Source organism: Streptomyces daghestanicus (assembly GCF_020521275.1).
Taxonomy (GTDB): Bacteria; Actinomycetota; Actinomycetes; order Streptomycetales; family Streptomycetaceae; genus Streptomyces; species Streptomyces griseoviridis.
In genome coordinates, this window is sequence record NZ_BNDX01000008.1 from 1,210,324 (window position 1) to 1,235,823 (window position 25,500).

Below are 25,500 nucleotides of genomic sequence, written 5' to 3' on the forward strand. Positions count from 1 at the left end.
CCCGCAGTGCCCCTGCGCGCACGGGCGGGGTACCCCGGACGTCCTGCCCGGGGCACCCCGCCCGTGGGTGCGTGCCGTCCGGGTCAGGCGGTGACGCGGACCGTCGCCGACGCCGTGGTCCCGTCGTGCAGGTCGTCGCCGGGCCAGCCGACCGTGTAGGTCGTGTCCCGGCGGGTGCGCGGCAGGTCGTCGATGGTGAAGGTGCCGTCGGCGGCGACCGTCACCGACGACAGCGTGCCGGTGCCGAGCCGGTCGGTGCGTTCCACCGTCAGCACCGCCCGCTCGGGCAGCGCCGCGCCCCGCGCGGTGAACGTGCCGGTGATGTGCACGCCGGCGCTCTTCGACGCCTCCGCCGGTGCGGTGAGGGTGATCGCGCTGCCCGCCCGGCCGACGGACACCGTGCGGGTGACGTCGGTGGCCGGGCGGTGGGTGAGGTCACCCAGGAACGACACCGTGTACGTCGCCTCCCCGACCAGGTCCGGCTCGTCCAGCACGGTGAAGGTGCCGTCCGCCCTGACGGTCGCGGTGCCCAGCTCGCGCGTCCCGCCCGCGTCGGTGCGGGTCGCCGTCACCTTCAGCGGCTCGGCCGGCGCGGGTCCGTCCAGCTCCAGCCTGCCGCGCACCGCCAGCGCCTCGCCGGCGACCGCCCCGGCGGGGCTGTGGGTCAGTCCGCCGGTGAAGCGGGCGTCGTACTGGACGGCCGGCGGCTGGACGACGTGCAGCCAGTACTGGCTGCCCGCGGTGTTGGTGGTGACCGCGAAGAGCCGGGAGCCGTCGGCGGACCACTCCAGGCCGCGCGGCGCCACCCGGTCGCCGTCGAGGCTGCCCTCGAAGGCGAACTCCAGCGCCGGGGTCGCGTCCTCCGGGTCGGCGGGCGACAGCAGCAGGTCGGGCGTGGCGCCCTGGGCCGAGGCGCCGCGCGCGAGGTACTTCCCGTCCCCGCTGAAGGCGACGGCGGAAGCGGCGGCGCCGGCCGGCAGCGCCGGGTAGCCGGTCGCGGCGTCGGACAGGTCGGCGGTGTTCAGCAGCCGGGTCCCCGCGGTGGCGTCGGCGACGGCCACCGCGGTGCCGTCCGGAGAGAACGCCATGTCCTTGAAGTCGAGCGCGCCCTTGCCCTCGCCGTCGGCGAAGCGGCGGGCGGCCGTCCGCACCAGGGTCTCCCCGCTCGCGTCGAACACCGCGAGGAACGGGTTCGCGGCCTTGCTGTTCGCCGGCTGGCCCATCATCAGCCGGTCACCGGGGCCGGCCTCCAGCTGGAGCCTGCCGTAGTCCTGCCATCCGCTGCGCTGCCAGGTGTTGTCGGGCCGGCTGTGATCCAGGTACGTGAGTGACGTGTCGCAGTCCGAGAGGTAGGTGATGTACGACGACACCGTGTGGTGGACCTTGCCGCCCGCGAAGGCCAGGCTGCGCCCGCAGGTGTCCGTACTGGCCGCCCCGGCGGGGAGCGCCTGGTACGTGGTGGTGTCGTAGCGCAGGATCGTCTCCCGGCCACCGGCGTGGAGCACGCTGCCGTCGGCGTTCAGCGCGAGGCCGGAGACGTGGCGCTGGGTGGTGATGGTGCTGAGCCGCACGCCGGAGAAGTCGTAGACGGCGATGAGTCCGGTGTTGGACGAGCTGCCCATGTTGCTGTCGGCGACGTACACGCGCTGGTGCGCGGAGTCGACCGTCAGCGCCGAGAACGAGGAGATCGGCAGCTTGGCCACGAGGTCGGAGGCCGCGGCGTGCGCGGCGGGTGCGGCGGAGACGGTCAGGGCGCCGGCCGCGAGCGCCGCCGCGAGCAGCGTGCCCCCGAGCCGCCCGGTACGTCTGATACCTCGAACTGTATTCACCTTGTGCCCCCCACAGGCTGTCGGCGACCCGGTACGGCTCCCCACCGATGGGGAACGCGCGTTCGGGTCGAGCGGGATCGGGAGCGTACCCCGCCACCTCCCGAACGGCGGAGGCTTTTCGGCGGCGTGGCGCCGCGGGAAACGGCTCCGGCGCGGCGGAGTGGCCGGTTCCTGTCGCGTACCGGCATGGCCCGGTCACCGCCCGGTCACCCCGGACACCGGGGAACCTGGGATTCCGCGACGCCGCTCCGCCTGTGAGACGCATCGCGGGAACCGTCCTCGCGGTCCTGCTGGCCGCGGTGTGGGACCCGGAGCCGCGGAAGCTCGCCGTCCGGCACGGGTTCCGGCCGCAGGGCGCGACCGCCGAGCCCACCGGGACAGGCGACGCAGGACCGCACCGCCTGTCCCGACCGGCGACTGACCGGCGTCCGGCAGGCGCCCGTGCCCACCTCCGCGGTGCCGCGCGAGATCGCCCGCCGGGCGCGTGGACGACGGGGGGACCGGCATGACCGAGACCGACGACAGCTTCACCCCCACCCACCCGAAACGCCGCCCGGACCGGTGGCCGCCGTGCCCCGGGAGAAGGCCGGCGCGCCTGCCTCGCGGACGCCGGGCTGCCCCGGCGGCGGCCGGACGCCTCGCCGGACTGACCGGACGTGACCGGAGACCGGACCGAGCGGGCCGAGGACGCTGTGGGGCCGGGTCCGTCGCACGCCGTTGTGCGGGGACCCGGCCCGGACGGGGTTCCTCCCCCGCGCTCCGGGACATCGAGCTACTGGAGCGGGGAGGAACCCCCTCGCGACCGGCCTTCGTGACGACAACGCTGGTCAGGGCTTGCCGGACCGGCCGCGAAACCCGCGCGGGCGTCAGCCCAGGCGCCGCACCAGCGCGTGGTACTGGTCCCACAGCTCCTTCGGCGTGTGGTCGCCGAAGGTGTTCAGGTGCTCGGGGACGAGGGCCGCCTCCTCGCGCCAGACCTCCTTGTCGACGGTGAGCAGGAAGTCCAGGTCGGCCTCGGACAGGTCCAGGCCGTCGGTGTCCAGCGCGCCCTTGGCCGGGAGCACGCCGATCGGCGTCTCGACGCCCTCGGCCCTGCCCTCCAGACGCTCCACGATCCACTTCAGGACGCGGCTGTTCTCGCCGAAGCCGGGCCAGACGAACCGGCCGTCGTCGTCCTTGCGGAACCAGTTGACGTAGTAGATCTTCGGCAGCTTCGCCTGGTCCTTGTCCTTCGCGACGTCGACCCAGTGGCCCATGTAGTCGCCCATGTTGTAGCCGCAGAACGGCAGCATGGCGAACGGGTCGCGGCGCAGCTCACCGACCTTGCCCTCGGCGGCGGCGGTCTTCTCGGAGGCCACGTTGGCGCCGAGGAAGACGCCGTGGTTCCAGTCGAAGGACTCGGTGACCAGCGGCACGGCGGTGGCGCGCCGCCCGCCGAAGAGGATCGCGGAGATCGGCACGCCCTTGGGGTCCTCCCACTCCGGCGCGATGATCGGGCACTGCGCGGCCGGCGTGGTGAAGCGGGCGTTGGGGTGGGCGGCGGGCGTGCCGGACCCGGGCGTCCAGTCGTTGCCCTTCCAGTCGGTGAGGTGGGCGGGGGTCTCCTCGGTCATCCCCTCCCACCACACGTCGTTGTCGTCGGTCAGCGCGACGTTGGTGAAGACCGAGTTGCCCCACAGCGTCTTCATCGCGTTGGCGTTGGTGTGCTCGCCGGTGCCGGGCGCGACGCCGAAGAAGCCGGCCTCGGGGTTGATGGCGTAGAGGCGGCCGTCCTCGCCGAAGCGCATCCAGGCGATGTCGTCGCCGATGGTCTCCACCGTCCAGCCGGGGACGGTCGGCTCCAGCATGGCGAGGTTGGTCTTGCCGCAGGCGCTCGGGAAGGCGGCGGCGACGTACTTCGCCTCGCCGCGCGGCGGGGTCAGCTTCAGGATGAGCATGTGCTCGGCGAGCCAGCCCTCGTCGCGGGCCATGACGGAGGCGATGCGCAGGGCGTAGCACTTCTTGCCGAGCAGCGCGTTGCCGCCGTAGCCGGAGCCGTAGGACCAGATCTCGCGGTCCTCGGGGAAGTGCGAGATGTACTTGGTGCTGTTGCAGGGCCAGGGCACGTCCTCCTGGCCCGCCGCCAGCGGGGCGCCGAGGGAGTGCACGGCCTTGACGAAGAAGCCGCTGTCGCCCAGTTCGTCCAGGACCGGCTGCCCCATGCGGGTCATCGTCCGCATCGAGACGGCGACGTACGCGGAGTCGGTGATCTCGACGCCGATCGCGGACAGCGGCGAGCCCAGCGGCCCCATGCAGAACGGCACGACGTACATGGTCCGCCCGCGCATCGACCCGCGGAACAGGCCGTTCTCCCCGGTGAAGGTCTCCCGCATCTCGGCGGGGTCCTTCCAGTGGTTGGTGGGGCCGGCGTCCTCCTCCTTGGCGGAGCAGATGAAGGTCCGGTCCTCGACGCGGGCGACATCGCTGGGGTCGGAGGCGGCGTAGTAGGAGTTCGGGCGCTTGATCGGGTCGAGTTTCCGGAAGGTGCCCTTGGCGACGAGCTCCTCGCACAGTCGCTCGTACTCGGCCTCGGAACCGTCGCACCAGACCACCCGGTCCGGCTGCGTCAGTCCGGCGATCTCGTCCACCCAGGAGAGCAGCTCCTGGTGCCGGGTGGGAACGGGGGAAGCCGCGATGTCGCGCGCCACGTTTGCTCCTAGATGAGGGGTTTTTTGTTGGAGGCCCCGTGGGGGCTGCGACCCGGATGCCTGCCCGTGATCACCCGCGCGCTCATCCGGTGCCGACCGCACTCATTTGATCATCCGACGCTCGCGCCCATCTGTCCAGAGGGCCGCACAGCTGAGCGGCGTGAGGATCGCCACGCACCAGGGGGTATGGCGCCGTTTCTTTGCGTATACGTTGGGTTCACCTGGAACTTCTTTTACTCGGCCGCCGTGGGAAGATGAGCGGGCGACTGGATTCGTACGCCTGTACTGACGCGTAACCTACGGGTGCGTAGGTACGCTTCCCATATGACTGCGTCCGCTTCCGATGCGCACACGGATTCCCCGGCCGCCGGCCGCGGTCCCGTCGCGCTCTCCCTGCCGCATCCGGTCAAGCCCAAGCTCCGCGGCTGGCTGCACCTCGGAATGTTCCCGGCCGTCCTCGTCGCGGGCCTCGTGCTCACCGCGCTCGCCGACTCGACCAGAGGCCGCGTCGCCTGCGGGGTCTACGTCCTGACGGCCTGCCTGCTGTTCGGCGTGAGCGCCCTGTACCACCGGGGCGACTGGAGTCCGCGGATGGACGGCGTCCTGCGCCGCCTGGACCACGCCAACATCTTCCTGATCATCGCGGGCACCTACACCCCGCTGACCATCCTGCTGCTGCCGGAGTCCCAGGGACGGTTGCTGCTGTGGGGCATCTGGGCCGCCGCGGTGGCCGGCATCGCCTTCCGCGTCTTCTGGGTCGGCGCCCCCCGCTGGCTCTACACGCCCTGCTACCTCGCCATGGGTTGGGCGGCCGTCTTCTACCTGCCCGACTTCCTGCGGGAGGGCGGCGTCGCGGTCCTCTTCCTGATCGTCCTCGGCGGGGTGCTCTACAGCATCGGCGGCGTCATCTACGGCATCAAGCGCCCGAACCCGTCCCCGCGCTGGTTCGGCTTCCACGAGGTCTTCCACTCCTTCACGCTGGCGGCGTTCACCGCCCACTACGTGGGGATCTCCCTGGTCGCGTACTGACGGGCCGGGTGCGGACGCCGGGAGGACAATGGACGGCATGACCCCGGCGTCCCGCACCCCCGCCCCCGAGGCCGCGCCCCGGCCGCCGGGGCTGCGGGAGCGGAAGAAGCTCAGGACCCGGCTCGCGATCCGGCAGGCCGCGTTCGCCCTGTTCCGCGAGCAGGGGTACGACGCCACCACCGTCGAGCGGATCGCCGAGCGCGCCGACGTCTCCCCCAGCACGGTCGCGCGCTACTTCCCCGCCAAGGAGGACATCGTCCTCACCGACGCGTACGAGCCCCTGCTGGAGGAACTGCTGCGGCACCGCCCCGCGGACGAGCCGGTGCCGGAGACACTGCGGTGGGTGCTGCGCCGCGTGACCGCCCTGCCCCCGGGCGGGCCTCCGCACCGCGACGACCTGCTGCTCCGCGTCCGGCTGCTGGCCGAGGTCCCGGCCGTCCGCGCCCGCCTGCTGGAGAGCGGGTCCGGCACGGCCCGCCTGATGCGCCGCGCCCTCGCCGCCCGCACCGGCCGCGACGAGAGCGACCCGGAGGTCCGCCTCTACGCGATGGGCCTGACGGGAGCCCTGCTGGAGGCGATGGCCCTCTGGGTCGAAGGCGGCTGCCGGGACGACCTGGCCCGGCTCGCCGACCACGCCCTCGACGTCTTCCGGGACCTGCCCGCCACCCGGTGATCATGACATCCTGACCGGGTGAACGGTCCCGAGATCCAGGTCGGGTTCGCCCCGGAACTGCTGCTCTTCGTCCCCCGGGCCCGCCCGGCCGGCACCATCCGCGCCCCCGTCGACGGCGTGTCCACCCTCGGCCACGTCGTGGAGTCCCTGGGCGTCCCGCTGACCGAGGTCGGCACCCTCCTCGTCGACGGCCACCGCGTACCGCCGGGGCACGTCCCCGTCGCCGGCGAGTCGGTGGCCGTCCGCCCCGTGGACCGCCCGCAGCGCGTCCCGGGCGCCCCGCTGCGCTTCCTCCTCGACGTACACCTCGGCACCCTCGCCCGCCGCCTGCGCCTGCTCGGCGTGGACGCCGCGTACGAGTCGGCGGACATCGGCGACCCGGCGCTGGCCGCCCGCTCCGCCGCCGAACGCCGGGTGCTGCTCAGCCGCGACCGGGGCCTGCTGCGCCGCCGCGAACTGTGGGCCGGCGCGTTCGTCTACAGCACCCGCCCCGACGACCAGCTCTCCGACATCCTGGACCGCTTCGCCCCCGCCCTCCACCCGTGGACCCGCTGCACGGCCTGCAACGGGCTGCTGCGCGAGGCGACCAAGGAGGAGGTCGCCGACCAGCTGGAAAGCGGTACGCAGCGGTCGTACGACGTCTTCGCCCAGTGCGCGGAGTGCGGCCGCGCGTACTGGCGGGGCGCCCACCACGAGCAACTGGAGGCGATCGTCAGGAAACACGCGCCGTAAAGGGGGGCGCATGCCCCTCACGGCGAGGGCGGGGCAGTGGCGCGGTCCCCACGCGACCGGACACCGGGCAGAGCCGTCCCCTCACGGGCAGGACCGGCGCCACCGCACCCACCACCGCACCACTCACGCCCCCGCACCGGCCCGACCGAACACGGAACCGCATCGCCCCGCGCAGGCGCGACCGGCGCCACCGCACCCACCCCCGCACCGCTCACGCCCCCGCACGGGCCCGACCGAGCACCGAACCGCATCGCCCCGCGCAGGCGCGACCGGCGCCACCGCACCCACCCCCGCACCGCTCACGCCCCCGCACGGGCCCGACCGAGCACCGAACCGCATCGCCCCGCGCAGGCGCGACCAGCGACGCCGCACCCACCACCGCACCGCTCACGCCCCCGCACCGGCCCGACCGAGCACCGAACCGCATCGCCCCGCGCAGGCGCGACCAGCGACGCCGCACCCACCACCGCACCACTCACGCCCCCGCACCGGCCCGACCGAGCACCGAACCGCATCGCCCCGCGCAGGCGCGACCAGCGACGCCGCACCCACCACCGCACCACTCACGCCCCCGCACCGGCCCGACCGAGCACCGAACCGCATCGCCCCGCACACCCGTCACCGCACCGCGTCCCGCGCGCTCCCCGCGCGGGCGCGGCCGTCACCGCACCGCGTCCCGCAGCCGCCCCACGTCCGTCGTGGGCGCCTCGCAGACGAAGCCCCGGCACACGTACGCCGCCGGCCGCCCCTGCACGAGCGGTCGTCCGGCCAGCAGCGGGAACTCCTCGCTGCCCTCCTCGCCGAAGGCGACCACCATCCCCGGCGCGGTCCCGAGCAGCGCGGCCCGGCGCAGCTCCCCGTCGCCCACGACGGCGACCTCGCGCGGGCCGTCCAGATACGCCTCCGCCACGGCCAGCCCCCATCCGACGAACCTCGGCACCCGGGGCCCCAGCGCCTTCACCACGCCCAGCGCGTGCTCCGCGGCCTCCCGGTGCGGCGCGGACCCGGTGTGCGCGGCGTACGTCAGCAGCGCGCCCGCCGCCGCCGTCCACCCGGAGGGCGTCGCGTTGTCCGTCGGGTCCTGCGGTCGCCGGATCAGCCGCTCCGCGTCGACGGCCGTGTCGTACAGCGACCCCGCCTCGTCCCGGAACCGGGTCAGTACGTGGTCCAGGAGCAGCCCGGCGAAGTCCAGCCAGACGCCCTCCCCGGTGACGGAGGCCAGCGCGAGGAAGCCCTCGGCGACATCGGCGTAGTCCTCCAGGACGCCCGCACTGGCGCCGGCCCGCCCGTCCTTGCTGGTGCGGGTGAGCCGCCCCTGGTCGTCCAGGTGCAGCCGGACCATCAGGTCGGCGGCGGCGACGGCGGCCTCGATGAGGTCGGGCCGGTCGAAGTAGGCGCCGGTCTCGGCGAGCGCGGCGATCGCGAGGCCGTTCCAGGCGGCGACGACCTTGTCGTCCCGGCCGGGCGCCGGCCGCCCGGCCCGCGCCGCGAGCAGCCGCTCCCGTACGGAGAGCACCCGCTCGGCGTCGAACACGCCTTCGTGCTGGGGGAGCTGGAGCACCGAGGCGCCGTGCTCGAAGGTGCCCTCCTCGGTCACCCCGAAGTACTGCGCGGCGAGGGCGGCGTCGGCGTCCCCGAGTACCTCCCGGAGCTGCTCGGGCGTCCAGACGTAGTAGGCGCCCTCGACGTGCCGCCCGGTGCCGTCGTCGCTGTCGGCGTCCAGCGCGGAGGCGAACCCGCCCTCGGCGGTGCGCAGTTCGCGGACCAGGAAGTCGGCGGTCTCCAGGGCGATCCGCCGGGCGAGGCCGGAGCCGGTGGACCGCCACAGGTGGGCGTGGACCCGGGCCAGCAGCGCGTTGTCGTACAGCATCTTCTCGAAGTGCGGCACGACCCACTCCCGGTCCACCGAGTACCGGGCGAAGCCGCCGCCCAGCTGGTCGTAGATCCCGCCCCGGGCCATCCGCTCGCAGGTGTCCACCGCCATCTGCAACGCGCCCTCGGCGCCGGTGCGGGCGTGGTGGCGCAGCAGGAACTCGATCACCATCGACGGCGGGAACTTCGGCGCCCCGCCGAATCCGCCGTGCCGCGCGTCGTACTCCCGGGTCAGGCCCAGCAGCGCCCCCGCCAGCTCCTCCTCGCCGGGGGCCCGGGCGTCGCCGTAGGAGATCTCCCGCCCGGCGAGGTCCTGGACGATCTTCCCGGCGACCTCGGTGACCTCCCCGCGCCGGTCGGTCCACGCCTGGTGCACCCCGGCCAGGACCTGCCGGAAGGACGGCATGCCCTGGCGGGGCGCGGGCGGGTAGTACGTGCCGAAGTAGAAGGGCTCGGCGTCCGGCGTGAGGAACACCGTCATCGGCCATCCGCCCTGCCCGGTCGCCGCCTGCACGGCCTCCATGTAGACGGCGTCGACGTCGGGCCGCTCCTCGCGGTCGACCTTGACGCTGACGAAGTGCGAGTTGAGGAAGTCGGCGGTGGCCTGGTCCTCGAAGGACTCGTGGGCCATGACGTGACACCAGTGACACGCCGAGTAGCCGACCGACAGCAGCACCGGCACGTCCCGCCGCCGCGCCTCCTCGAACGCCTCCTCCGACCAGGGCCACCAGTGGACGGGGTTGTCGGCGTGCTGCAGCAGGTAGGGGGACGTCTCGCGGGCCAGTCGGTTCGCCATGGGGTCCATCCTGCCCCAGTACCCGCGCCTCCCCGGACGGCACACCGCCGCCGTCCCTCTTCCCAGGGCCTTCACCCGGCGGGACATTTGGCCGGGGGTCGACGTGGGAAGGACCCGTGGAGCGGCCGGGCGGCGCAGGGGGCGACCGGGGCTGCCGGAGGGGGACGGGACATGCGGGACAGTCATCGGGCGGAGGCCGAGCGGGTGCTCGCGCGGGCCGTCGAGGAGGAGGTCCGCCGCACCGGGGGCCGGGCCGACGGGAGCGTGCTGCTGGCGCGGGCGCGCGGCGCGCTGGACGCGATGGCGCGTACCGCCGCCGAGGAGTACGACGCGTACGTCCGGGCCCTGGACGAGGGCGAGGCCGGCCGGCTCACCTTCCGCCGGCGCTACGCCCAGGAGGGCGCCGGCACTCCCCTGCTGGTGGCCGGGGTCGCGGCCGTCGCCGCGGTGGTGGCCGACGTCGCCCTGGGCACCGGCACCGGCACCGCGGTCGGCGCGGGCGTCGCGGTCGGGGTGGTGGGCGCGGCGGCGACCGTGGTGAAGGTGGCCGGCGTCCATCTGCCCGCCGCCCATCACCGGGCCGGCGCGGCGCAGCAGCCCGGCGGCCCGGAGGCGCTGCGGTTGCAGTGGCTGACGGCGCTGGAGGTGCGGGGCATCCGGCCGTTCCTGGACCAGCAGCGGGTGCTCGCCGCGTCGACGGGGCCGAGCAAGCCGGGGCCGAAGCTGCGCGGCGCCGACAAGAGCGCGGCGGCCCGCGGGCGGACGGTGCTGGAACAGTCGTTCGGGCAGCTTCCGGTGCCGGAGGGGGTGTTCGCGGGGCGGCGGCGGGAGACGGCGCGGCTGCGGCAGTGGGTGCGGGAGGCCCGCGCGAGCACCGAGACGAAACCGACGGTGGTGGTGCTGCACGGGGCTCCCGGCAGCGGCCGTACGACGCTGGCGGTGCGGGCCGCCCACGACCTGAAGGACCACTTCCGCGGTGCCTGCGTGGTGGACCTGCGCGGCGACACCTCCGGGGAGACGCCGCTGTCCACCCGGGACGCGCTGCTGCATCTGCTCAACCGGCTCGGCGCGCCCCGCGAGCAACTGCTGTTCCGGGAGCGTTCCTCGGCGGACCAGCAGGTCAGACGGCTGAGCGAGCTGTACCACCAGCATCTGACGGGCGTCCCGGTCGTCGTCGTACTCGATGACGCCAGTGACGTGGAGCAGGTGCGCACGCTGCTCCCTGAGCGGTCCGACAGCCTCGTCCTGGTCACCGCGCGGCACCCGCTGGAGCTGCCCGCGGACCTGCCGGCCCGGGTGCACCACCTCCCCGTGGAGCCGCTGGACGCGGCCGGCGCCGAGGAGCTGCTGCGGGCCGCCGCGCAGGACCCGGACGAGCCCTACGACGCCGAGGCCGCCGACCGGGTGCGGGAGCTGTGCGGGGGGCTGCCGCTGGCGCTGCGGATCGCCGGTTCCGCGCTGGGACCGCGCTCGCCCCGCGCCCTCGCCGCCGACCTGGGCGCCTACGGTCCGGTGGAGCCGGCCGAGCGGGCGCTGTGGCTGCGCTACACCGACCAGTCGGACGCGGCCCGCCGGCTGCTGCGCCGGCTCGCGCTGGCCGGCCGTACCTCCCTGGGCGCCGCCGCCGCCGCGGCGCTGCTCGCCACCGACGAGCCGGAGGCGACCCGGCAGCTCACCGCGCTGTCCCGGGCGGGGCTGATCGACCGGGTCCGGGGCAGCCGGTACCGCCTGCACGACGTGGTGCGGGCCTTCGCGCAGGCCCGGCTGGGCGACGAGGAGGAGGCGGCCGAGCGGACGGCGGCGCAGGAGCGGCTCATCGCGAACTACGGGGAGCTGGCCGACTCGGTGCTGCGGCTGGTGGACGGCAACATGTCGACCCGCTCGGACCGGTTCGGCCCGCACGGCTTCACCTCGCTGGACGAGGCGCTGCGCTGGCTGGACGACGAGTCCAGCTTCATCACGGCGACGCTGCGGCACGCCGAGGGCGTCGACCAGGGCGCGGTCCTGAACCTGCTGGGCGCGCTGTGCGACTACTGCCTGCTCCGCGGCGACCTGTACCGGCTCGGGGAGATCAGCGACCTGGCGCAGGCCGTCGACCAGGGGCTGCTGCTGCGCTCGGTGCAGTGGCGCACCGGTATCGCGGCCCGGCAGCTCGGCGAGCTGGACAAGGCGCGGACCACGCTGACCTCGGTGGTCGACCTGTACCTGGAGGCGCAGCACGACGCGGGCGCGGCCCGTGCGCTGACCTCGCTCGGCATCACCCTGCACCACCAGGGAGACCTGACCGGGGCGGCGGCCAAGCTGCACGAGGCCCTCGGCCTCCAGGCCGGTCCCGAGCTGGCCACCGACCGGGCGTGGACGCTGCACGCCCTGGCGGCGGTGCAGCGCGACCGGTCGCGGCTGGCGGAGGCCCTGGGGCTGCTGGAGGAGTCGCTGGTCCTGCACCGCGCGGGCGAGTCGGTGCACGGCCAGGCATGGGCCCACTACCAGCTCGGCCAGCTCCATCTGCGCCGCGGTGACGTGCCCCGCGCGGAGGCCGACCTGCGGGCCGCGCTCGGCCTGTACGGCCGCACCCAGGACGCCCGCGGCGAGGCGTGGGCGCTGACCCAGCTGGCGCGGGCCCGGCTGGTCGACCAGGACGCGGTGCGCGCGGTGGAGGACCTGTACCGGGCGGCGGCCCGGCACCGCGACAACGAGGACGCCCGCGGCGAGGCGTGGACCGTCTACTACCTGGGCCAGGCGCTGGAGGAGACCGGCGACCTGGACCGGGCCGTCCGCGAGCTGGAGCGGTCCCGGACGATGTTCTCCCGGATGCGGGACGTCTACGGCCTGGCCTGCGCCCGGCACCACTCGGCCCGCGTCACCCGCGACCAGCGCGCCGCGCAGACGGGCTCGCTGCGCAACTCCGGGTTCGCCCGCCAGCTCCTGGTCGACGCCCGTGCCGACTTCCGCCGGATCGGGGTCGCGCACGGCGAGGCGTGGACCTGTCTGGAGCTGGCGGTGGTCGACGCGGGCAACGGCCGCACCGCGCAGGCCCTCGACCTGTGCGACGAGGCGGTCACGCTGTTCGCGTCGTACGGCGACCGCCGCGGCGACGACTGGGCCCGCTTCCTGCGCTGCACCCTGCTGCCGTACGGGGCGCCCGGCGGTGTGGAGGTCGGTACGGCGGTGGCGCAGGAGGAGCTGGCCGAGCTGGCCCGCGCGACGCACCCGGCCCGCGACGAACGCCTGACGGACGGCCTGCGCGCCTACGAGCTGCTGCTGGAGCGCGGCGTCCGGCTGGAGTCCGGCTGGCAGGGCTGGCGCCTGGGCATGGTCCCGAACCGGCACGCGCGGGAGGTCATGGGGGTGGAGGTGGGGGTGGGGCAGGACTGAGCGGCCGCGCGGGCGGCCGCCGGCCCTGCCGCGCCCTCAGCCCTGCTGCGGCTTGGCCCGGCCGGAGACCGGGCCGCCCTCCGGCTCCGTCTCGGCGGACTCCGTGAAGTCGACCCTGCCCATGTGCCGGTTCATCGACTTCATCAGGAACCACACCGCCACCGCCATCACCGCGAAGACGATGAAGCCGAGGACGCCGGGGGTGACCTTGTTCTCGTCCACCTCGGCGAGGGTGACGAGGTGCGTCATTGCCTGGCTTGCGCTAGCGCTCATGTCAGGCATTGTCCCGGATGCCCGCGAAGAGGTCGTCCTCGGGGAGGGAAGTGTCCACGAGCGACTTCGCCAGCTCGTACTCCTCGGTGGGCCAGACCTCCTTCTGGAGGTCCATCGGAACGCGGAACCAGCCCCCCTCGGGGTCGATCTGCGTGGCGTGCGCGATCAGCGCCTTGTCCCGGATCTCGAAGAATTCGGCGCACGGCACGTGGGTGGTGAGGGTGCGCTCGACGCGCTCGATCTCGTTCCACCGTTTGAGCCAGTCCCCGTAGGGGGACTCCAGGCCGCGGTCGAGCATGGCCTGGTGCAGGGCCTCGGTGCGGGGCCGGTTGAAGCCCTGGTTGTAGTACACCTTCAGCGGCTGGAACGCCGGTCCGTACTCGCTCTCCGGGTACTTCTCGGTGTCCGTCGCCCCCTCGAACGCCACCATCGTGATCTTGTGGGTCATGATGTGGTCGGGGTGCGGATAACCGCCGTTCTCGTCGTACGTGGTGATCACCTGCGGCCGGAAGGCGCGGATCTTGCGCACCAGCTCGCCGGCCGCCTTGTCGACGTCCTCCAGGGCGAAGCAGCCCTCCGGCAGCGGCGGCAGCGGGTCGCCCTCGGGCAGCCCGGAGTCGACGAAGCCGAGCCACTCCTGCTTGACGCCCAGGATCTCGCGGGCCTCGTCCATCTCCTTCCGGCGTACCTCGTGAATGTTCTCCTCGATGTACGGGTCCCCCTGGAGCTTGGGGTTGAGGATGGAGCCGCGTTCCCCGCCCGTGCAGGTCACCACGAGCACGTCCACCCCCTCGGACACGTACTTCGCCATGGTGGCCGCGCCCTTGCTCGACTCGTCGTCGGGGTGGGCGTGTACGGCCATCAGTCGCAGCTGGTCAGTCAAGACTCGATCCTCGGTTAAGTCGGCGCCCCGGTGTCTTCGAGCGCGTTCGGCGGCTTCTATAGTGACCGAATCGGAGGGCGAATAATTCCGGGGTCGTGCTCCCGGGGCCCCTTTCGGGACATCCGTCCCGCTCCTGCCGAGAGGACGATCATGAGTACGGCGACGACACGCCCGCCCGAGAGCCGCTACGGCCGTTCCTCGGACGCCCGGGCGGATCGTACGCTCAAGGTCGTCGGCACGGTCCTCGGGGCCGCCCTGCTCGCGCTGATCGGCTGGTTCGCGTACCACTACGTGGCGCAGAGCGGGATCAGCGGCGAGGTGATCACCTTCGAGACCGGCGAGGACGCGGTGAAGGTGCACCTGGAGGTGCACAAGGACGCCGGTGTCGACGGCTACTGCACCGTGCGCTCCCAGTCGGAGGACGGCGCCGAGGTGGGCCGGGCGGACTTCCGCTTCAGCGGTGACCGGACCCGCTTCGACCAGGTCGTCACGCTGCGCACCAAGGCTCCCGGCTCCACGGCGGAGCTGCTCGGCTGCCACACGGACTGAGCCCGGGGCCGCGCACCCGGTCACGCCGACACTTCGGGGCTGACCTGCGTCGACGTGAATCTGGTGCCTTATGTCCTCCCCCTTTGGCCGCGCAATTGTTAGGCTCGTGGTTTCGCCCTTCCGTGAAGGAACATGCTTCTGGGTAGGGCGATGCTTTGTATTCCCGGTACGGACGAGGAGCACCTGTGACCCAGACCAGCGAGAACGTCACCTGGCTCACCCAGGAGGCGTACAACAAGCTCAAGGAGGAGCTTGACTACCTTACTGGTCCTGCGCGCACGGAGATCTCTGCCAAGATCGCCGCGGCGCGTGAGGAGGGGGACCTGCGCGAGAACGGCGGGTACCACGCGGCGAAGGAGGAGCAGGGCAAGCAGGAGCTCCGTGTGCGCCAGCTGACCCAGCTCCTGGAGACCGCCAAGGTGGGTGAGGCGCCCGCGGCCAACGGTGCCGTCGCGCCGGGCATGGTCGTCACGATCGCCTTCGACGGCGACGAGGACGACACGCTGACGTTCCTGCTCGCCTCCCGCGAGTACGCGAGCGCCGACATCGAGACGTACTCGCCGCAGTCCCCGCTCGGCACCGGCGTGATCGGCCGCAAGGTCGGCGACGACGCCCAGTACGAGCTGCCGAACGGCAAGAAGGCCTCCGTCAAGATCCTCAAGGCCGAGCCGTACAACGGCTGACCGCACGCATGGCAGGCCCCCGGCGTCCGTGTGACGCCGGGGGCCTCGTCGTGCGCCCCTTCATGCTCCCGGCCAGGGGTGCCGATCCGCGCCTCGTCCGGACCGGTCGGGACGGCGCTCCCAGCGCAGCGCCGGGTAACGCGCTGGGTGAGGAAGGCCGGCATCCGCTCCTCCGGGAGGGTCGGGGCCACCTCGGTCCGCCGCTCGCTGTCCGTATCCCCTATGCCCTGTGCCCGAACGCCGGAGTCCCCGTCACGACGCGCGTGAAGGGGACTCCGGGTCGCCTCTGGCCGCCCTCTTCGGAGGAGTCGGGGGCTACCCCGCCGCCCCGCGGTACTTGCGCACCGCCAGTGTCCGGAAGACGGCGATGATCAGGATCGAGTAGAGCAGCGTGGCCCACACCGGGTGCTGCATCGGCCAGGCGTCGGAGGTGGACACCCCGGGGTTGCCGAACAGCTCGCGGCACGCCTGGACGCTGGCGCTGAACGGGTTCCAGTCGGCGATGTGCCGCAGCCAGGGCGTCATCTGGGTGGAGTCCACGAAGGCGTTGGAGACGAACGTGACCGGGAACAGCCAGATGATGCCGCCCGAGGTCGCCGCCTCCGGGGTGCGTACGGACAGGCCGATGAGCGCGCCGATCCAGGTGAAGGCGTAGCCGAGGAGCAGGAGCAGGCCGAAGCCGGCCAGGATTCTGCCGGGGTCGGTCGGTTCCGCGGTGCCGGTGCGCCAGCCGACGAGCAGGGCGACGATCGCGAGGACGAGCAGGGTGACGGCCGTCTGCGCGAGGTCGGCGACGGTACGGCCGGTCAGCACCGCGCCCCGGGCCATCGGCAGCGAGCGGAACCGGTCGACGAGGCCCTTCTGCATGTCGTCCGCGATGCCGGCGGCCGATCCGGCGGTGGCGAAGGTGACGGTCTGCGCGAAGATGCCCGCCATCAGGAAGTCCTTGTAGACGCCCGAGTCGGTGGTGCTGCCGACCTTGATGGAACCGCCGAAGACGTAGGTGAACAGCACCACGAACATCACCGGCTGGATGATGCCGAAGAGGACCATCTCGGGGATGCGGGTCATCCGGATCAGGTTCCGGCGGGCGACGACCAGGGAGTCGCGTACGGACCGGACGAGGCGGTTGCCGGGCGCGTCGGCGCGGACGGCGTCGGTGACGGCGCTCACAGGGCGGCCTCCTTGCCTGACTGGGGCCCCTCGGTCTCTTCGGTCTCGGCCGCGTGGCCGGTGAGGGAGAGGAAGACGTCGTCGAGGGTGGGACGGCGCAGGCCGATGTCGTCGATCTCGATGCCGCGGCCGTCCAGCTCGCGGATGATCTCGGAGAGGAGCTTGGCGCCGCCGGTGACGGGGACAGTGAGCTTGCGCATGTGGTCCTCGACCGTGGCCTCGCCCTTGCCGAGGCCGCCCAGTACGGCCGCGGCGGCGGAGAGGTGCTCGCGGTCGTGCACCACGACCTCGACGCGCTCGCCGCCGGTGCGGGCCTTGAGCTGGTCGGAGGTGCCCTGGGCGATCACCCGGCCGTGGTCGACCACGGCGATGTCGTGGGCGAGGTGGTCGGCCTCCTCCAGGTACTGGGTGGTCAGCAGCAGGGTGGTACCGCCGGAGACGAGCTGCTTGATGACCTCCCACAGCTGCTGCCGGTTGCGGGGGTCGAGGCCGGTGGTCGGCTCGTCCATGAACATCACCGGCGGCGAGACCACCAGGGCGGCGGCCAGGTCGAGCCTGCGGCGCATACCGCCGGAGTACGTCTTGGCGGGCCGGTCGGCGGCGTCGGCGAGGTGGAACTGCTCCAGCAGCTCGGCGGCGCGCGCCTTCGCCGGCTTCGCGCGCATCTGGTAGAGCTGACCGACCATCTGGAGGTTCTCCCGGCCGGTCAGGTACTCGTCGACCGCCGCGAACTGGCCGGAGAGGCCGATCGAGCGGCGTACGGCGTCGGGCTGTCCCAGCACGTCGAGGCCGGCGACGACCGCCCGGCCCCGGTCGGGCCGCAGCAGGGTCGTCAGGCAGCGGACGGCGGTGGTCTTGCCCGCGCCGTTCGGGCCGAGCAGGCCCAGGACCGTGCCCTCGGGGACGTCGAGGTCGACGCCGTCCAGAGCCTTTACGTCGCCGAAGGTCTTCACCAGGCCCTCGGCATAGATGGCGCCAGGCATATGAGTCTCCACGTCGTCGGGGATGCTTCGCTGTGCCTCGGTCGTGCGTCGGTACTGCCTTCGTACGCGTACGTCGTACTCCGTACGCGTACGTCGAGCTTCGTACGGGTGCCTCGAGCCGCGCGTACGGGTGCGTCGAGCTTCGTACACGTGCGTCGAGCCGCGCGTACGGGTGCGTCGAGCCTCGTACACGTGCGTCGAGCCGCGCGTACGGGTGCGTCGAGCGTCGTACACGTGCGTCGAGCCGCGCGTACGGTGCGTCGTCGAGCCGGTTCACGGTAAGGCGATGTAACGCGTCTCTCAACGTGATTACGCGGACGCGGGACCGGCGTCCTCGGCGCCTACCGCATCACCGTGTAACCCGCGTCCCGCAGCGCCCGGCCGACCTCGACGCAGTGCTCGGGGCCCTTCGTCTCCAGGTGCAGCTCGACCTCCGCCTCCGTGAGTCCGAGGCGCGGGTCGGTCCGCACGTGGCTCACGTCCAGGACATTGGCGTCGGCCCCTGACAACACCCCGAGCAGCGTGGCGAGGGCGCCCGGCCGGTCCGTCAGCCGCAGCCGCACCGCCAGGTAACGGCCCTGCGCGGCCATGCCGTGCCGCAGCACGCCCTGCATCAGCACCGGGTCCACGTTGCCCCCGGACAGCACCGCCACCACCGGCCCCTCGAAGGCGCCGGGCTCGGCGAGCAGCGCCGCGACCGGGCTCGCCCCGGCCGGTTCCACCACCAGCTTGGCCCGTTCCAGGCAGAGCAGCAGCGCCGCGGAGAGCTGGTCCTCGGTGACGGTGCGGACCTCGTCCACCAGGTCCCCGACGATCCCGAACGGCACGTCACCGGGCCGGCCCACCCTGATGCCGTCGGCCATCGTCGCGGGGTGGGCGAGGGAGACCGGGCGCCCGGCGGCCAGCGACGGCGGGTACGCCGCCGCGCCCTCCGCCTGCACGCCCACGATCCGCACCTCGGGCCGCAGCGCCTTCACCGCGACCGCGATCCCGGCCGCCAGTCCGCCGCCGCCGACGCCGACCACGATCGTCCGGACCTCGGGGCACTGCTCCAGGATCTCCAGCCCGACCGTGCCCTGGCCCGCGATGACGTCCGGGTGGTCGAAGGGGTGGATGAACACGGCCCCCGTCTGGCGCGCGTGCTCCTGCGCGGCGGCCAGCGTCTCGTCGACGACCTGGCCGTGCAGGCGCACCTCGGCACCGTAGTCCTGGGTGGCGCTGATCTTGGGCAGCGGTGCGCCCCTCGGCATGAACACGGTCGAGGTCACGCCCAGCAGCGCCGAGGCGAGGGCGACGCCCTGCGCGTGGTTGCCGGCGCTGGCGGCGACCACCCCGGCGGCCCGTTCCTCCGGCAGCAGCCCGGCGATCCGCGCATAGGCGCCGCGCAGCTTGAACGAGCCGGTGCGCTGGAGGTTCTCGCACTTGAAGAGCACGGGCGCCCCGACCAGCTGGGACAGGTGCCTGCTGCCTTCCATCGCGGTCGTCCGCGCCACGCCCGAGAGCATCTTCTGGGCCCCTCGCACATCGTCCAGGGTGACGGTCCGCGAAAGGTCAGCCGTGCTGTAGCTCATGCCCTCCAGCATCGCAGTTCACAGCGGACGGCGAACTGTGTGACCAACGACCGAGACCCGCTTTGCGCAGCGCCGGTACGGCCCGCGCCCGCTCCGCGTACCCTGTCCCCCAACCAGCAGCCCTTCACGAAGTGAGCCCCCGGCCATGCCCACAACACCCGAAATGTCGATGGACATGACGACCGCCGGTGACCCCGGTCTTCTCGACACGCTGCAGCACCAGGTGGCGGTGTTCGCCCGCCGCGCCGAACAGACCCGGCTCGGCGGTGTCGGGCAGGTGCGCAACACGATGGACCGCGCCGCGTATCTGCTGCTCAACCGCCTCGACCAGGAGGGCCCGATGGGCGTCAAGGCGCTCGCCTCCAGCATGGGGATCGACTCCTCGACGGTCACCCGGCAGGTCGCCCCGCTGGTCGACAGCGGGCTCGTCAAGCGCACCTCGCACCCGGAGGACGGACGGGCGGTCGTGCTCCAGCTGTCGCCGCGCGGGGCGTCCCGGCTCGACGAGGTACGGACCTCCCGCCGTCAGCTCATGGCCGACCTGACCCACGACTGGGCACCGGAGGAGCGCGAGGCGTTCTGCGCGCTCCTCACGCGCTTCAACGGCGCCCTGTCCGCCCGTATGGCCCCCCAGGGGAGCGCGGAGGCGGAGCAGCCGCCGGTCGCCTGACCGCGTCCGGCCGCACTCGGTACGCCCCGGCTCTTGACCGGCGGACCGCGCCTGTCCTCAGATGAGAACGGCAGGGTCGCCCGCTCGGGGGAGGCGCGGTGCGCGCACGGCACGCGGCACGGGACGCCCGCCGGGCCCGTGAGTTCGAGGCGTTCGTCGCGGGCGCGGCCGGGCGGCTGCTGCATGCCGCGACGCTGCTGACGGCCGAGCCGCCGGACGACAACCCGCGCGCCCTGCGGCTGCTGACCCGCGCCCTCGCCGACACCTACGCGCGGTGGGACCGGCTGCGCGGCGAGGACCCGTACGACCGCGTCCGGTGCCACCTGGTCACCCGTTTCGCCCGTGACCTCCGGCACCGGTACGGCGTCCCGGGCCGCGCCCGCCGCCGCCCGGCCGGTCCGCTGGCGGCCCTCGGCCCGCGGGAGCGCCTGGTGGTGGTCCTCCGGCTGTACGAGGGAGTCGCCGAGGAGCAGGCCGCGGCGCTGCTGGGCCTGCCCCGCGAGCGGGTCGACACGCTCTGCGCCCGCGCCACGGCGACCCTGTGGTCGGCACGCGGCAGCGGCGACGGCGCCCGGCCGGCGACGGTGACGGCACCCGGCGGAGGAACGCGGTCGTGAACGAGCGGGGACGGCGGAGGGAAGCGGTCGCGAACCAGCGGGAACGGCGGGAGCGGTCGTGAACCGGTGCCGGCGGGAGCGGTCGTGAACCGGCGGGAGCGGGAGGCGGCGGTACGGCGGTCGATGGACCGGTCGCCGCCGCGGGTGCCGCCCGGCCTGTGCGCCGACGCCGTCCGGCGCGGCGGCCGGCTGCTGCGCCGCAGGACGGCCGCGCGGCGGCTGCTGTGGCTGCTGCTGCTCGCGGCAGCCGTGGCCTTCGCCGTCTGGGCGCTGGCCGTCCAGCCGTGGGTGGCGCCGCCGTCCGAGACGACACCACCCCTGACGGACTGGTGACCGGCAGCGGTCAGCCGAGGGCCTGCTGGAGGTCCGCCAGCAGGTCGTCGGCGTTCTCGATGCCGACCGAGAGGCGGACCAGGTCGGCCGGGACCTCCAGGGCCGAACCGGCCGCGGAGGCGTGCGTCATGCGGCCGGGGTGCTCGATGAGCGACTCGACGCCGCCCAGGGACTCGCCCAGGGTGAACACCTTCGCGCGGTTGCAGACCTCGACGGCCGCCTCCTCGCCGCCCTCCACCCGGAAGGAGATCATGCCGCCGAAGGCCCGCATCTGCTTGGCGGCGGTCTCGTGGCCCGGGTGGTCCGGCAGCCCGGGGTAGAGAACGCGCGTCACGCGCGCGTGCCGGGTCAGCATGTCGGCGACCTTGGCCGCGTTCTCGCTGTGCCGGTCCATGCGGACGGCGAGGGTCTTGGTGCCGCGCAGCACCAGCCAGGAGTCGAAGGGCCCGGCGACGGCGCCCATGGCGTTCTGGTGGAACGCCAGTTCCTCGCCCAGCTCGGGGTCGCTGACGATCAGCGCGCCGCCGACGACGTCGGAGTGGCCGCCCATGTACTTGGTGAGGGAGTGCACGACGATGTCCGCGCCGAGGGCCAGCGGCTGCTGGAGGTAGGGCGTGGCGAAGGTGTTGTCGACGACGAGGCGGGCGCCGGCGTCCTGGGCGACCTGGGCGACGGCGGCGATGTCGGTGACGCCGAGCAGCGGGTTGGAGGGCGTCTCCACCCAGACCAGCTTGGTCTTCGGCGTCAGGGCGGCCCGTACGGCGGCCGGGTCGGCGGAGTCGGCCACGGACCACTCCACGCCCCACCGGGTGGCGACCTTGGCGAAGAGGCGGAACGTGCCGCCGTAGGCGTCGTTGGGGATGACCACGTGGTCGCCGGGGCGCAGCAGGGTGCGCAGCAGGCAGTCCTCGGCGGCCAGTCCGGAGGCGAAGGCGAGGCCGCGCCGGCCGCCCTCCAGAGCGGCGAGGTTCTCCTCCAGCGCGGTGCGGGTCGGGTTGGCGCTGCGGCTGTACTCGTAGCCGCCGCGCAGCCCGCCGACGCCGTCCTGCTTGTAGGTGGAGACCTGGTAGATCGGGGGGACGACCGCGCCCGTCAGGGGGTCGGCGGTGTTGCCCGCGTGGATCGCGAGGGTCTCGAAGTGCTGACTGAAGTGCCTGTCGCTCATGGGCCCGAGCGTAGTGCGCGGCGGCGGCCGGTGAGGCCGGACCGGGGCGCGGGCGGCGGGGCGGCGGGGCGGGGTTTTTCCACAGGCGCGGGGTTTTCCACAGGCCCGAGGGCGCAGGTTGGCCAATTGTCGGCGCGGTCTGGTTCGCTTGAGGCATGGAGATTCTCTGGGTCCTGCTGGCACTGGTCCTCTTCGGCTTCGTGCTGCTCCCCGTCTTCCGGCGCCGGCGGGGCATGATCGAGCAGGTGCCGCCGGGCCACCCGGACGCCGCGGACCCCGCGCACTACGGCTTCGTGCGCGAGGAGGAGCTGGACATCCGCATGCCGGGGCCCGACCAGGACCTGCTCGACGTCCTCGACCTGGTGCAGCGCACGGGTGACTACCGCGCGGCCGAGCAGTTGCTGGCCGGCACGGAGGCGACGGGCGAGCGGCGCTGGCAGCGGGTGCAGGCGTTCGCGGGCGCGGTGGCGCTGGAGCTCCAGCAGCGGCCGGGCGGCGTCGAGGAGACGCCGGGCGGCCAGTGGCTGCGGGTGTGGCGGGCGGAGCACCCGAAGGACGCGGGCGGTGCGGCGGTGCACGCCGAGTTCCTGGTGCAGCAGGCGTGGCGGACGTCGACGCCCGGCACGGACGAGTTCCGGATCATCATGGAGGAGGCGCGGGCGGCGTGCGGTGACGCGGCCCTGCTCGCCCCCGGCGATCCGGTGCCGTACATCGTCGAGCTGTCGGTGGCCCGCGGTCTCGGGTACGAGCGGGCGGAGTTCGAGCAGCTCTGGCTGAAGATCCTCGACCGGGACCCGGCCCACATGGGCGCGCACCTGGCCGCGCTGCACTACTGGTGCGAGAAGTGGCACGGCTCGCGCGAGCTGGCGTACTCCTTCGCGGAGGCGGCGGCGGCCCGCGCGCCCCGGGGTTCGCTGCTGGCGGCGATGCCGCTGTTCGCGGTGTTCGAGCACCTTCCGGAGGTGAACCTGGTCGGTTCCTTCCACCGCAGCGAGGTCGTCACCAAGGCGGTGCACGGCGCCCTGCACGCGGTGCACTCGGCCCGCCCCGACGACCCGATGACGGCGCACGTCCGCCATCTGCTGCTGTTCTTCCTGGTCCGCGGCGAGCGCTGGTCGGAGGCCATGGACCAGCTGGTGCGCATAGACGGCCACGTCGGCGCCCTGCCGTGGACGCTGTCCGCCGACCCGGCGGCCGAGTTCGCGGTCTACCGGGCCCTGGCGGTGGCGGGCTACGAGGCCAACGGCGGCAGCCCGGCCACGCTGCCGCACTGACGCCGGCCGGGGCCGGGACACGCGGCTCGTACGCATCGCCGATGGACAAGATGGCCGAGGGGGGCCGTGCTCACTCAGGTACTGCCCGGGTTCCGCGAGCTGCGCACGCCCCTGGCGACGGGCGTCCTGTGGCTGCTCACGCTCTGGGTGGCCCTCGGTGACCGCGTGCCCGAGCGGGCCCGTGCCACGGGCTTCGCGGCGCGCGTCTACGAGCTGGCGGAGCTGGTCGGGCGGCCCGGAGTCGGTGCCGCCCTGCTCTTCACCGCGTACGTCGTCGGAAGCGTGGTGAGCGTCCCGGCGAACCAGTTGCTGCGGGAGCCCGCCGCCCAGGACGCCTGGGGCGCGGTCCAGGTGCTGCCGGAGCGGTGGCCCGTCGTCCAGGGCCGTCCGGTGCTGACCCAGTACCGGGCGGCGGCCTCCGGGAGCTACCCGGCCTTCACGGACACCCGGCTGCTGACCCGGCAGGCCTGGGCGGACCTGCGGGCCCACGTGCGGACGAGTCCGCTGCCGCGGTGGCTGGAGACGCACCGTTAGAAGCGGCACCGCGAGGTCGCCGAGAACATCCTGCTGCGCGACGTCCTGGACGAGCTGGGCCAGCTCGGCACCCGCCTGCACGCCAAGAACTCGACGCTCTACGCCGACCAGGACCGGCTGATGGCGGAGGCGGACCTTCGGGTCAACGTGGGGGCCGGCGTGGCGGTCCTGGCCGTCGCGCTCTCCGTGCGGGTCTCGCCGCTGTTCCTCCTGGCGTTCGCGCTGTCGGCCCTGCTGGTGGCCATGGGAAGGGGCCGCGCCCGGCAGGCGAACGACGTGATCGTGCAGGCGCTGGTGATCGGCGAGGTGGAGTCGACGGCCCTGGCGGAGGCGGACCGTGCCGCCGAGGCCCTCGGTGCCGTGCCCCCGGGCGACGACCGCCCGGAGGATGGCTGACGGCGGCCGGAGCCGCCGCCGGGTCAGCCCTGGGTGCGGGCCGGCAGGCGCCAGTTCGGGCGGGGGAAGTGGCAGGTGTAGCCCTCGGGGTAGCGCTCCAGGTAGTCCTGGTGCTCGGGCTCGGCCTCCCAGAACGGGCCGACCGGCTCGACCTCGGTGACGACCTTGCCGGGCCACAGTCCGGAGGCGTCGACGTCCGCGATGGTGTCCTCGGCGATGCGCTTCTGCTCGTCGTCCACGTAGTAGATCGCGGAGCGGTAGCTCATGCCGATGTCGTTGCCCTGGCGGTTCTTGGTGGTCGGGTCGTGGATCTGGAAGAAGAACTCCAGGAGCGCCCGGTAGTCGGTCTGCTCCGGGTCGAAGAGGATCTCGATGGCCTCCGCGTGCGTCCCGTGGTTGCGGTACGTCGCGTCGGGCACGTCACCCCCGGTGTAGCCGACCCGGGTCGCCGTCACGCCCGGAAGCTTGCGGATCAGGTCCTGCATCCCCCAGAAACATCCGCCCGCCAGCACGGCCCTCTGCGTCTGCCCGGCCATCACGGCCCTCCACTCTTGGTCACTCGTTCACTCGGGCCACCCGGCTCACCGGCCGGTACCCGACGGCCACCCCTGTCAACACATCAGGGCACCGCCCGATTCCGCACCGCCCGCGGGTACGCGGAAAACCGGTGGCCGGCCGCGTGCCCCGCCCCGCACCCTGTCGGTCATGGAACGACCGCAGCGCGAGATCCGCGCGACCTACGGCCCCTCGACGATCACCGTCTACCAGGCGTACCCGCCCGCGATCGGCCTGCCGGCGGCCCGGGACGGGCGGTTCCCCGGCGCCTGGAAGCGGGACCGGATGACGTGGATCAAGCCGTCGTTCCTGTGGATGATGTACCGCTGCGGCTGGGCGACGAAGCCGGGGCAGGAGACCGTGCTCGCCGTCGAGATCACCCGTGACGGCTTCGCGTGGGCGCTGCGCCACGCCTGCCTGTCGAGCCACGACCCCGGCGCGCACCCCGACCGGGCCGCCTGGCGACGCGAGCTGAGGCATTCCCCGGCCCGCGTCCAGTGGGACCCGGAGCGGGACCTGCGTCTCGCCCCGCTCCCCCACCGCTCCCTCCAGCTCGGCCTCTCCGGCGAGGCGGCACGCCGGTACGCGGACGACTGGACGGTCTCGATCACCGACGTCACCCCGCTCGCCCGCACCGTCCACGAGCACGTCGGCAGGGGCGACCTGGACGCGGCGGCCCGGCTGCTGCCCGAGGAACGTCCCTATCCGGCCGGGGACGAGCTGACGGCGCACCTGGGAGCGTGACCGGGGTCGCCCGGACCGGACCGGACCGGACCGGAGCGGTGGCACCGCCCCGCAGCGCCGCGCCCACGCCCCGCCGGCCGGTGCGGTACCGGCCGGCGGGGCGT

23 protein-coding genes and 1 pseudogene are annotated in these 25,500 nt (G+C 73.6%); 14 read left to right on the forward strand and 10 right to left on the reverse strand.

Translation table 11 applies throughout. The features are described 5' to 3' along the window. Nucleotides 1–83 precede the first annotated feature (83 nt). A complete protein-coding gene (locus Sdagh_RS14830) occupies nucleotides 84–1,829 on the reverse strand; it encodes an Ig-like domain repeat protein (protein ID WP_189415505.1) in 1,746 nt (581 codons plus the stop codon). Between the two features lie 269 nt (nucleotides 1,830–2,098). Between Sdagh_RS14830 and Sdagh_RS14835 the strand changes: the two are divergent. Then, nucleotides 2,099–2,318: pseudogene (locus Sdagh_RS14835) on the forward strand (hypothetical protein); the annotation flags it as partial. Nucleotides 2,319–2,695: 377 nt separating this feature from the next. Here the strand turns inward: Sdagh_RS14835 and Sdagh_RS14840 are convergent. Next, entirely contained in the window at nucleotides 2,696–4,516 is a 1,821-nt protein-coding gene (locus Sdagh_RS14840) for a phosphoenolpyruvate carboxykinase (GTP) (RefSeq protein WP_189415507.1), read from the reverse strand. 324 nt (nucleotides 4,517–4,840) lie between these two features. Between Sdagh_RS14840 and trhA the strand changes: the two genes are divergently transcribed. From trhA to Sdagh_RS14855, 3 genes are read left to right on the forward strand one after another with little or no spacing between them, the layout of a single operon-like run. Continuing rightward, on the forward strand, nucleotides 4,841–5,545 hold the full coding sequence (gene trhA, locus Sdagh_RS14845) for a PAQR family membrane homeostasis protein TrhA (protein WP_189415509.1): 705 nt from the start codon (nucleotides 4,841–4,843) through the stop codon (nucleotides 5,543–5,545). Between the two features lie 37 nt (nucleotides 5,546–5,582). Then, nucleotides 5,583–6,218: a TetR/AcrR family transcriptional regulator gene (locus tag Sdagh_RS14850; protein WP_189415511.1), complete on the forward strand. Its 636-nt coding sequence runs from the start codon at nucleotides 5,583–5,585 to the stop codon at nucleotides 6,216–6,218. An 18-nt stretch (nucleotides 6,219–6,236) separates the two neighbouring features. Then, nucleotides 6,237–6,950, forward strand: coding sequence for a Mut7-C RNAse domain-containing protein (locus tag Sdagh_RS14855; RefSeq protein ID WP_189415513.1), 714 nt, complete (start codon nucleotides 6,237–6,239; stop codon nucleotides 6,948–6,950). Nucleotides 6,951–7,611: 661 nt separating this feature from the next. On the opposite strand, the gene Sdagh_RS14860 is transcribed toward Sdagh_RS14855, so the two are convergent. Beyond that, a complete protein-coding gene (locus tag Sdagh_RS14860; protein ID WP_189417406.1) occupies nucleotides 7,612–9,618 on the reverse strand; it encodes a thioredoxin domain-containing protein in 2,007 nt (668 codons plus the stop codon). Between the two features lie 171 nt (nucleotides 9,619–9,789). On the opposite strand from Sdagh_RS14860, the gene Sdagh_RS14865 reads away from it, so the two are divergent. Then, complete coding sequence (locus tag Sdagh_RS14865) at nucleotides 9,790–12,993, forward strand: tetratricopeptide repeat protein (RefSeq protein ID WP_189417409.1); 3,204 nt, start codon at nucleotides 9,790–9,792, stop codon at nucleotides 12,991–12,993. 36 nt (nucleotides 12,994–13,029) lie between these two features. Here Sdagh_RS14865 and Sdagh_RS14870 read toward each other — a convergent pair whose 3' ends face one another. Further along, complete coding sequence (locus tag Sdagh_RS14870; RefSeq protein WP_190008528.1) at nucleotides 13,030–13,275, reverse strand: hypothetical protein; 246 nt, start codon at nucleotides 13,273–13,275, stop codon at nucleotides 13,030–13,032. Further along, complete coding sequence (gene mca, locus Sdagh_RS14875; protein WP_189417414.1) at nucleotides 13,268–14,149, reverse strand: mycothiol conjugate amidase Mca; 882 nt, start codon at nucleotides 14,147–14,149, stop codon at nucleotides 13,268–13,270. Before mca ends, Sdagh_RS14870 begins: the two co-directional genes overlap by 8 nt. Before the next feature lie 150 nt (nucleotides 14,150–14,299). Here mca and Sdagh_RS14880 point away from each other — a divergent pair, with 150 nt between their 5' ends. Continuing rightward, a complete protein-coding gene (locus Sdagh_RS14880) occupies nucleotides 14,300–14,698 on the forward strand; it encodes a DUF4307 domain-containing protein (RefSeq protein WP_190076760.1) in 399 nt (132 codons plus the stop codon). A gap of 185 nt (nucleotides 14,699–14,883) precedes the next feature. Beyond that, nucleotides 14,884–15,381, forward strand: a complete 498-nt coding sequence (gene greA / locus Sdagh_RS14885; RefSeq protein WP_189417419.1) for a transcription elongation factor GreA — start codon at nucleotides 14,884–14,886, stop codon at nucleotides 15,379–15,381. Nucleotides 15,382–15,696: 315 nt separating this feature from the next. Here the strand turns inward: greA and Sdagh_RS14890 are convergent, their stop codons facing one another. The 3 genes from Sdagh_RS14890 to ilvA all read right to left on the reverse strand — a co-directional run bounded on the left by Sdagh_RS14890 (nucleotide 15,697) and on the right by ilvA (nucleotide 19,108). Further along, a complete protein-coding gene (locus tag Sdagh_RS14890; RefSeq protein ID WP_190008526.1) occupies nucleotides 15,697–16,554 on the reverse strand; it encodes an ABC transporter permease in 858 nt (285 codons plus the stop codon). Then, complete coding sequence (locus tag Sdagh_RS14895) at nucleotides 16,551–17,537, reverse strand: ATP-binding cassette domain-containing protein (protein WP_190076759.1); 987 nt, start codon at nucleotides 17,535–17,537, stop codon at nucleotides 16,551–16,553. Before Sdagh_RS14895 ends, Sdagh_RS14890 begins: the two co-directional genes overlap by 4 nt. Nucleotides 17,538–17,878: 341 nt before the next feature. Beyond that, entirely contained in the window at nucleotides 17,879–19,108 is a 1,230-nt protein-coding gene (gene ilvA / locus Sdagh_RS14900; RefSeq protein ID WP_189417426.1) for a threonine ammonia-lyase, read from the reverse strand. 169 nt (nucleotides 19,109–19,277) lie between these two features. Between ilvA and Sdagh_RS14905 the strand changes: the two genes are divergently transcribed. The 3 genes from Sdagh_RS14905 to Sdagh_RS14915 all read left to right on the forward strand — a co-directional run bounded on the left by Sdagh_RS14905 (nucleotide 19,278) and on the right by Sdagh_RS14915 (nucleotide 20,728). Continuing rightward, on the forward strand, nucleotides 19,278–19,778 hold the full coding sequence (locus tag Sdagh_RS14905; RefSeq protein WP_189418009.1) for a MarR family winged helix-turn-helix transcriptional regulator: 501 nt from the start codon (nucleotides 19,278–19,280) through the stop codon (nucleotides 19,776–19,778). Nucleotides 19,779–19,876: 98 nt separating this feature from the next. Next, nucleotides 19,877–20,395 carry a sigma factor-like helix-turn-helix DNA-binding protein gene (locus tag Sdagh_RS14910; RefSeq protein WP_189417427.1) on the forward strand — a complete coding sequence of 173 codons (519 nt, stop codon included), beginning with the start codon at nucleotides 19,877–19,879 and terminating at the stop codon, nucleotides 20,393–20,395. 84 nt (nucleotides 20,396–20,479) lie between these two features. Continuing rightward, on the forward strand, nucleotides 20,480–20,728 hold the full coding sequence (locus tag Sdagh_RS14915; protein ID WP_189417428.1) for a hypothetical protein: 249 nt from the start codon (nucleotides 20,480–20,482) through the stop codon (nucleotides 20,726–20,728). A gap of 10 nt (nucleotides 20,729–20,738) precedes the next feature. Here Sdagh_RS14915 and Sdagh_RS14920 read toward each other — a convergent pair whose 3' ends face one another. Beyond that, the gene (locus Sdagh_RS14920) at nucleotides 20,739–21,893 is read right to left on the reverse strand and encodes a cystathionine gamma-synthase (protein WP_189417429.1); all 1,155 of its coding nucleotides are present in this window, start codon (nucleotides 21,891–21,893) and stop codon (nucleotides 20,739–20,741) included. Between the two features lie 155 nt (nucleotides 21,894–22,048). On the opposite strand from Sdagh_RS14920, the gene Sdagh_RS14925 reads away from it, so the two are divergent. The 3 genes from Sdagh_RS14925 to Sdagh_RS14935 all read left to right on the forward strand — a co-directional run bounded on the left by Sdagh_RS14925 (nucleotide 22,049) and on the right by Sdagh_RS14935 (nucleotide 24,097). Beyond that, on the forward strand, nucleotides 22,049–23,167 hold the full coding sequence (locus Sdagh_RS14925) for a hypothetical protein (protein ID WP_190076758.1): 1,119 nt from the start codon (nucleotides 22,049–22,051) through the stop codon (nucleotides 23,165–23,167). A gap of 66 nt (nucleotides 23,168–23,233) precedes the next feature. Continuing rightward, a complete protein-coding gene (locus Sdagh_RS14930) occupies nucleotides 23,234–23,701 on the forward strand; it encodes a hypothetical protein (protein WP_190076757.1) in 468 nt (155 codons plus the stop codon). 120 nt (nucleotides 23,702–23,821) lie between these two features. Further along, complete coding sequence (locus tag Sdagh_RS14935; RefSeq protein WP_190076756.1) at nucleotides 23,822–24,097, forward strand: hypothetical protein; 276 nt, start codon at nucleotides 23,822–23,824, stop codon at nucleotides 24,095–24,097. Between the two features lie 23 nt (nucleotides 24,098–24,120). Here Sdagh_RS14935 and msrA read toward each other — a convergent pair whose 3' ends face one another. After that, nucleotides 24,121–24,633, reverse strand: coding sequence for a peptide-methionine (S)-S-oxide reductase MsrA (gene msrA / locus Sdagh_RS14940; RefSeq protein ID WP_189417434.1), 513 nt, complete (start codon nucleotides 24,631–24,633; stop codon nucleotides 24,121–24,123). 169 nt (nucleotides 24,634–24,802) lie between these two features. Between msrA and Sdagh_RS14945 the strand changes: the two genes are divergently transcribed. Next, nucleotides 24,803–25,396 (forward strand): DUF4291 domain-containing protein, encoded by a 594-nt coding sequence (locus Sdagh_RS14945; RefSeq protein ID WP_190076755.1) that lies wholly within the window; start codon nucleotides 24,803–24,805, stop codon nucleotides 25,394–25,396. The last annotated feature ends 104 nt before the right edge of the window (nucleotides 25,397–25,500 follow it).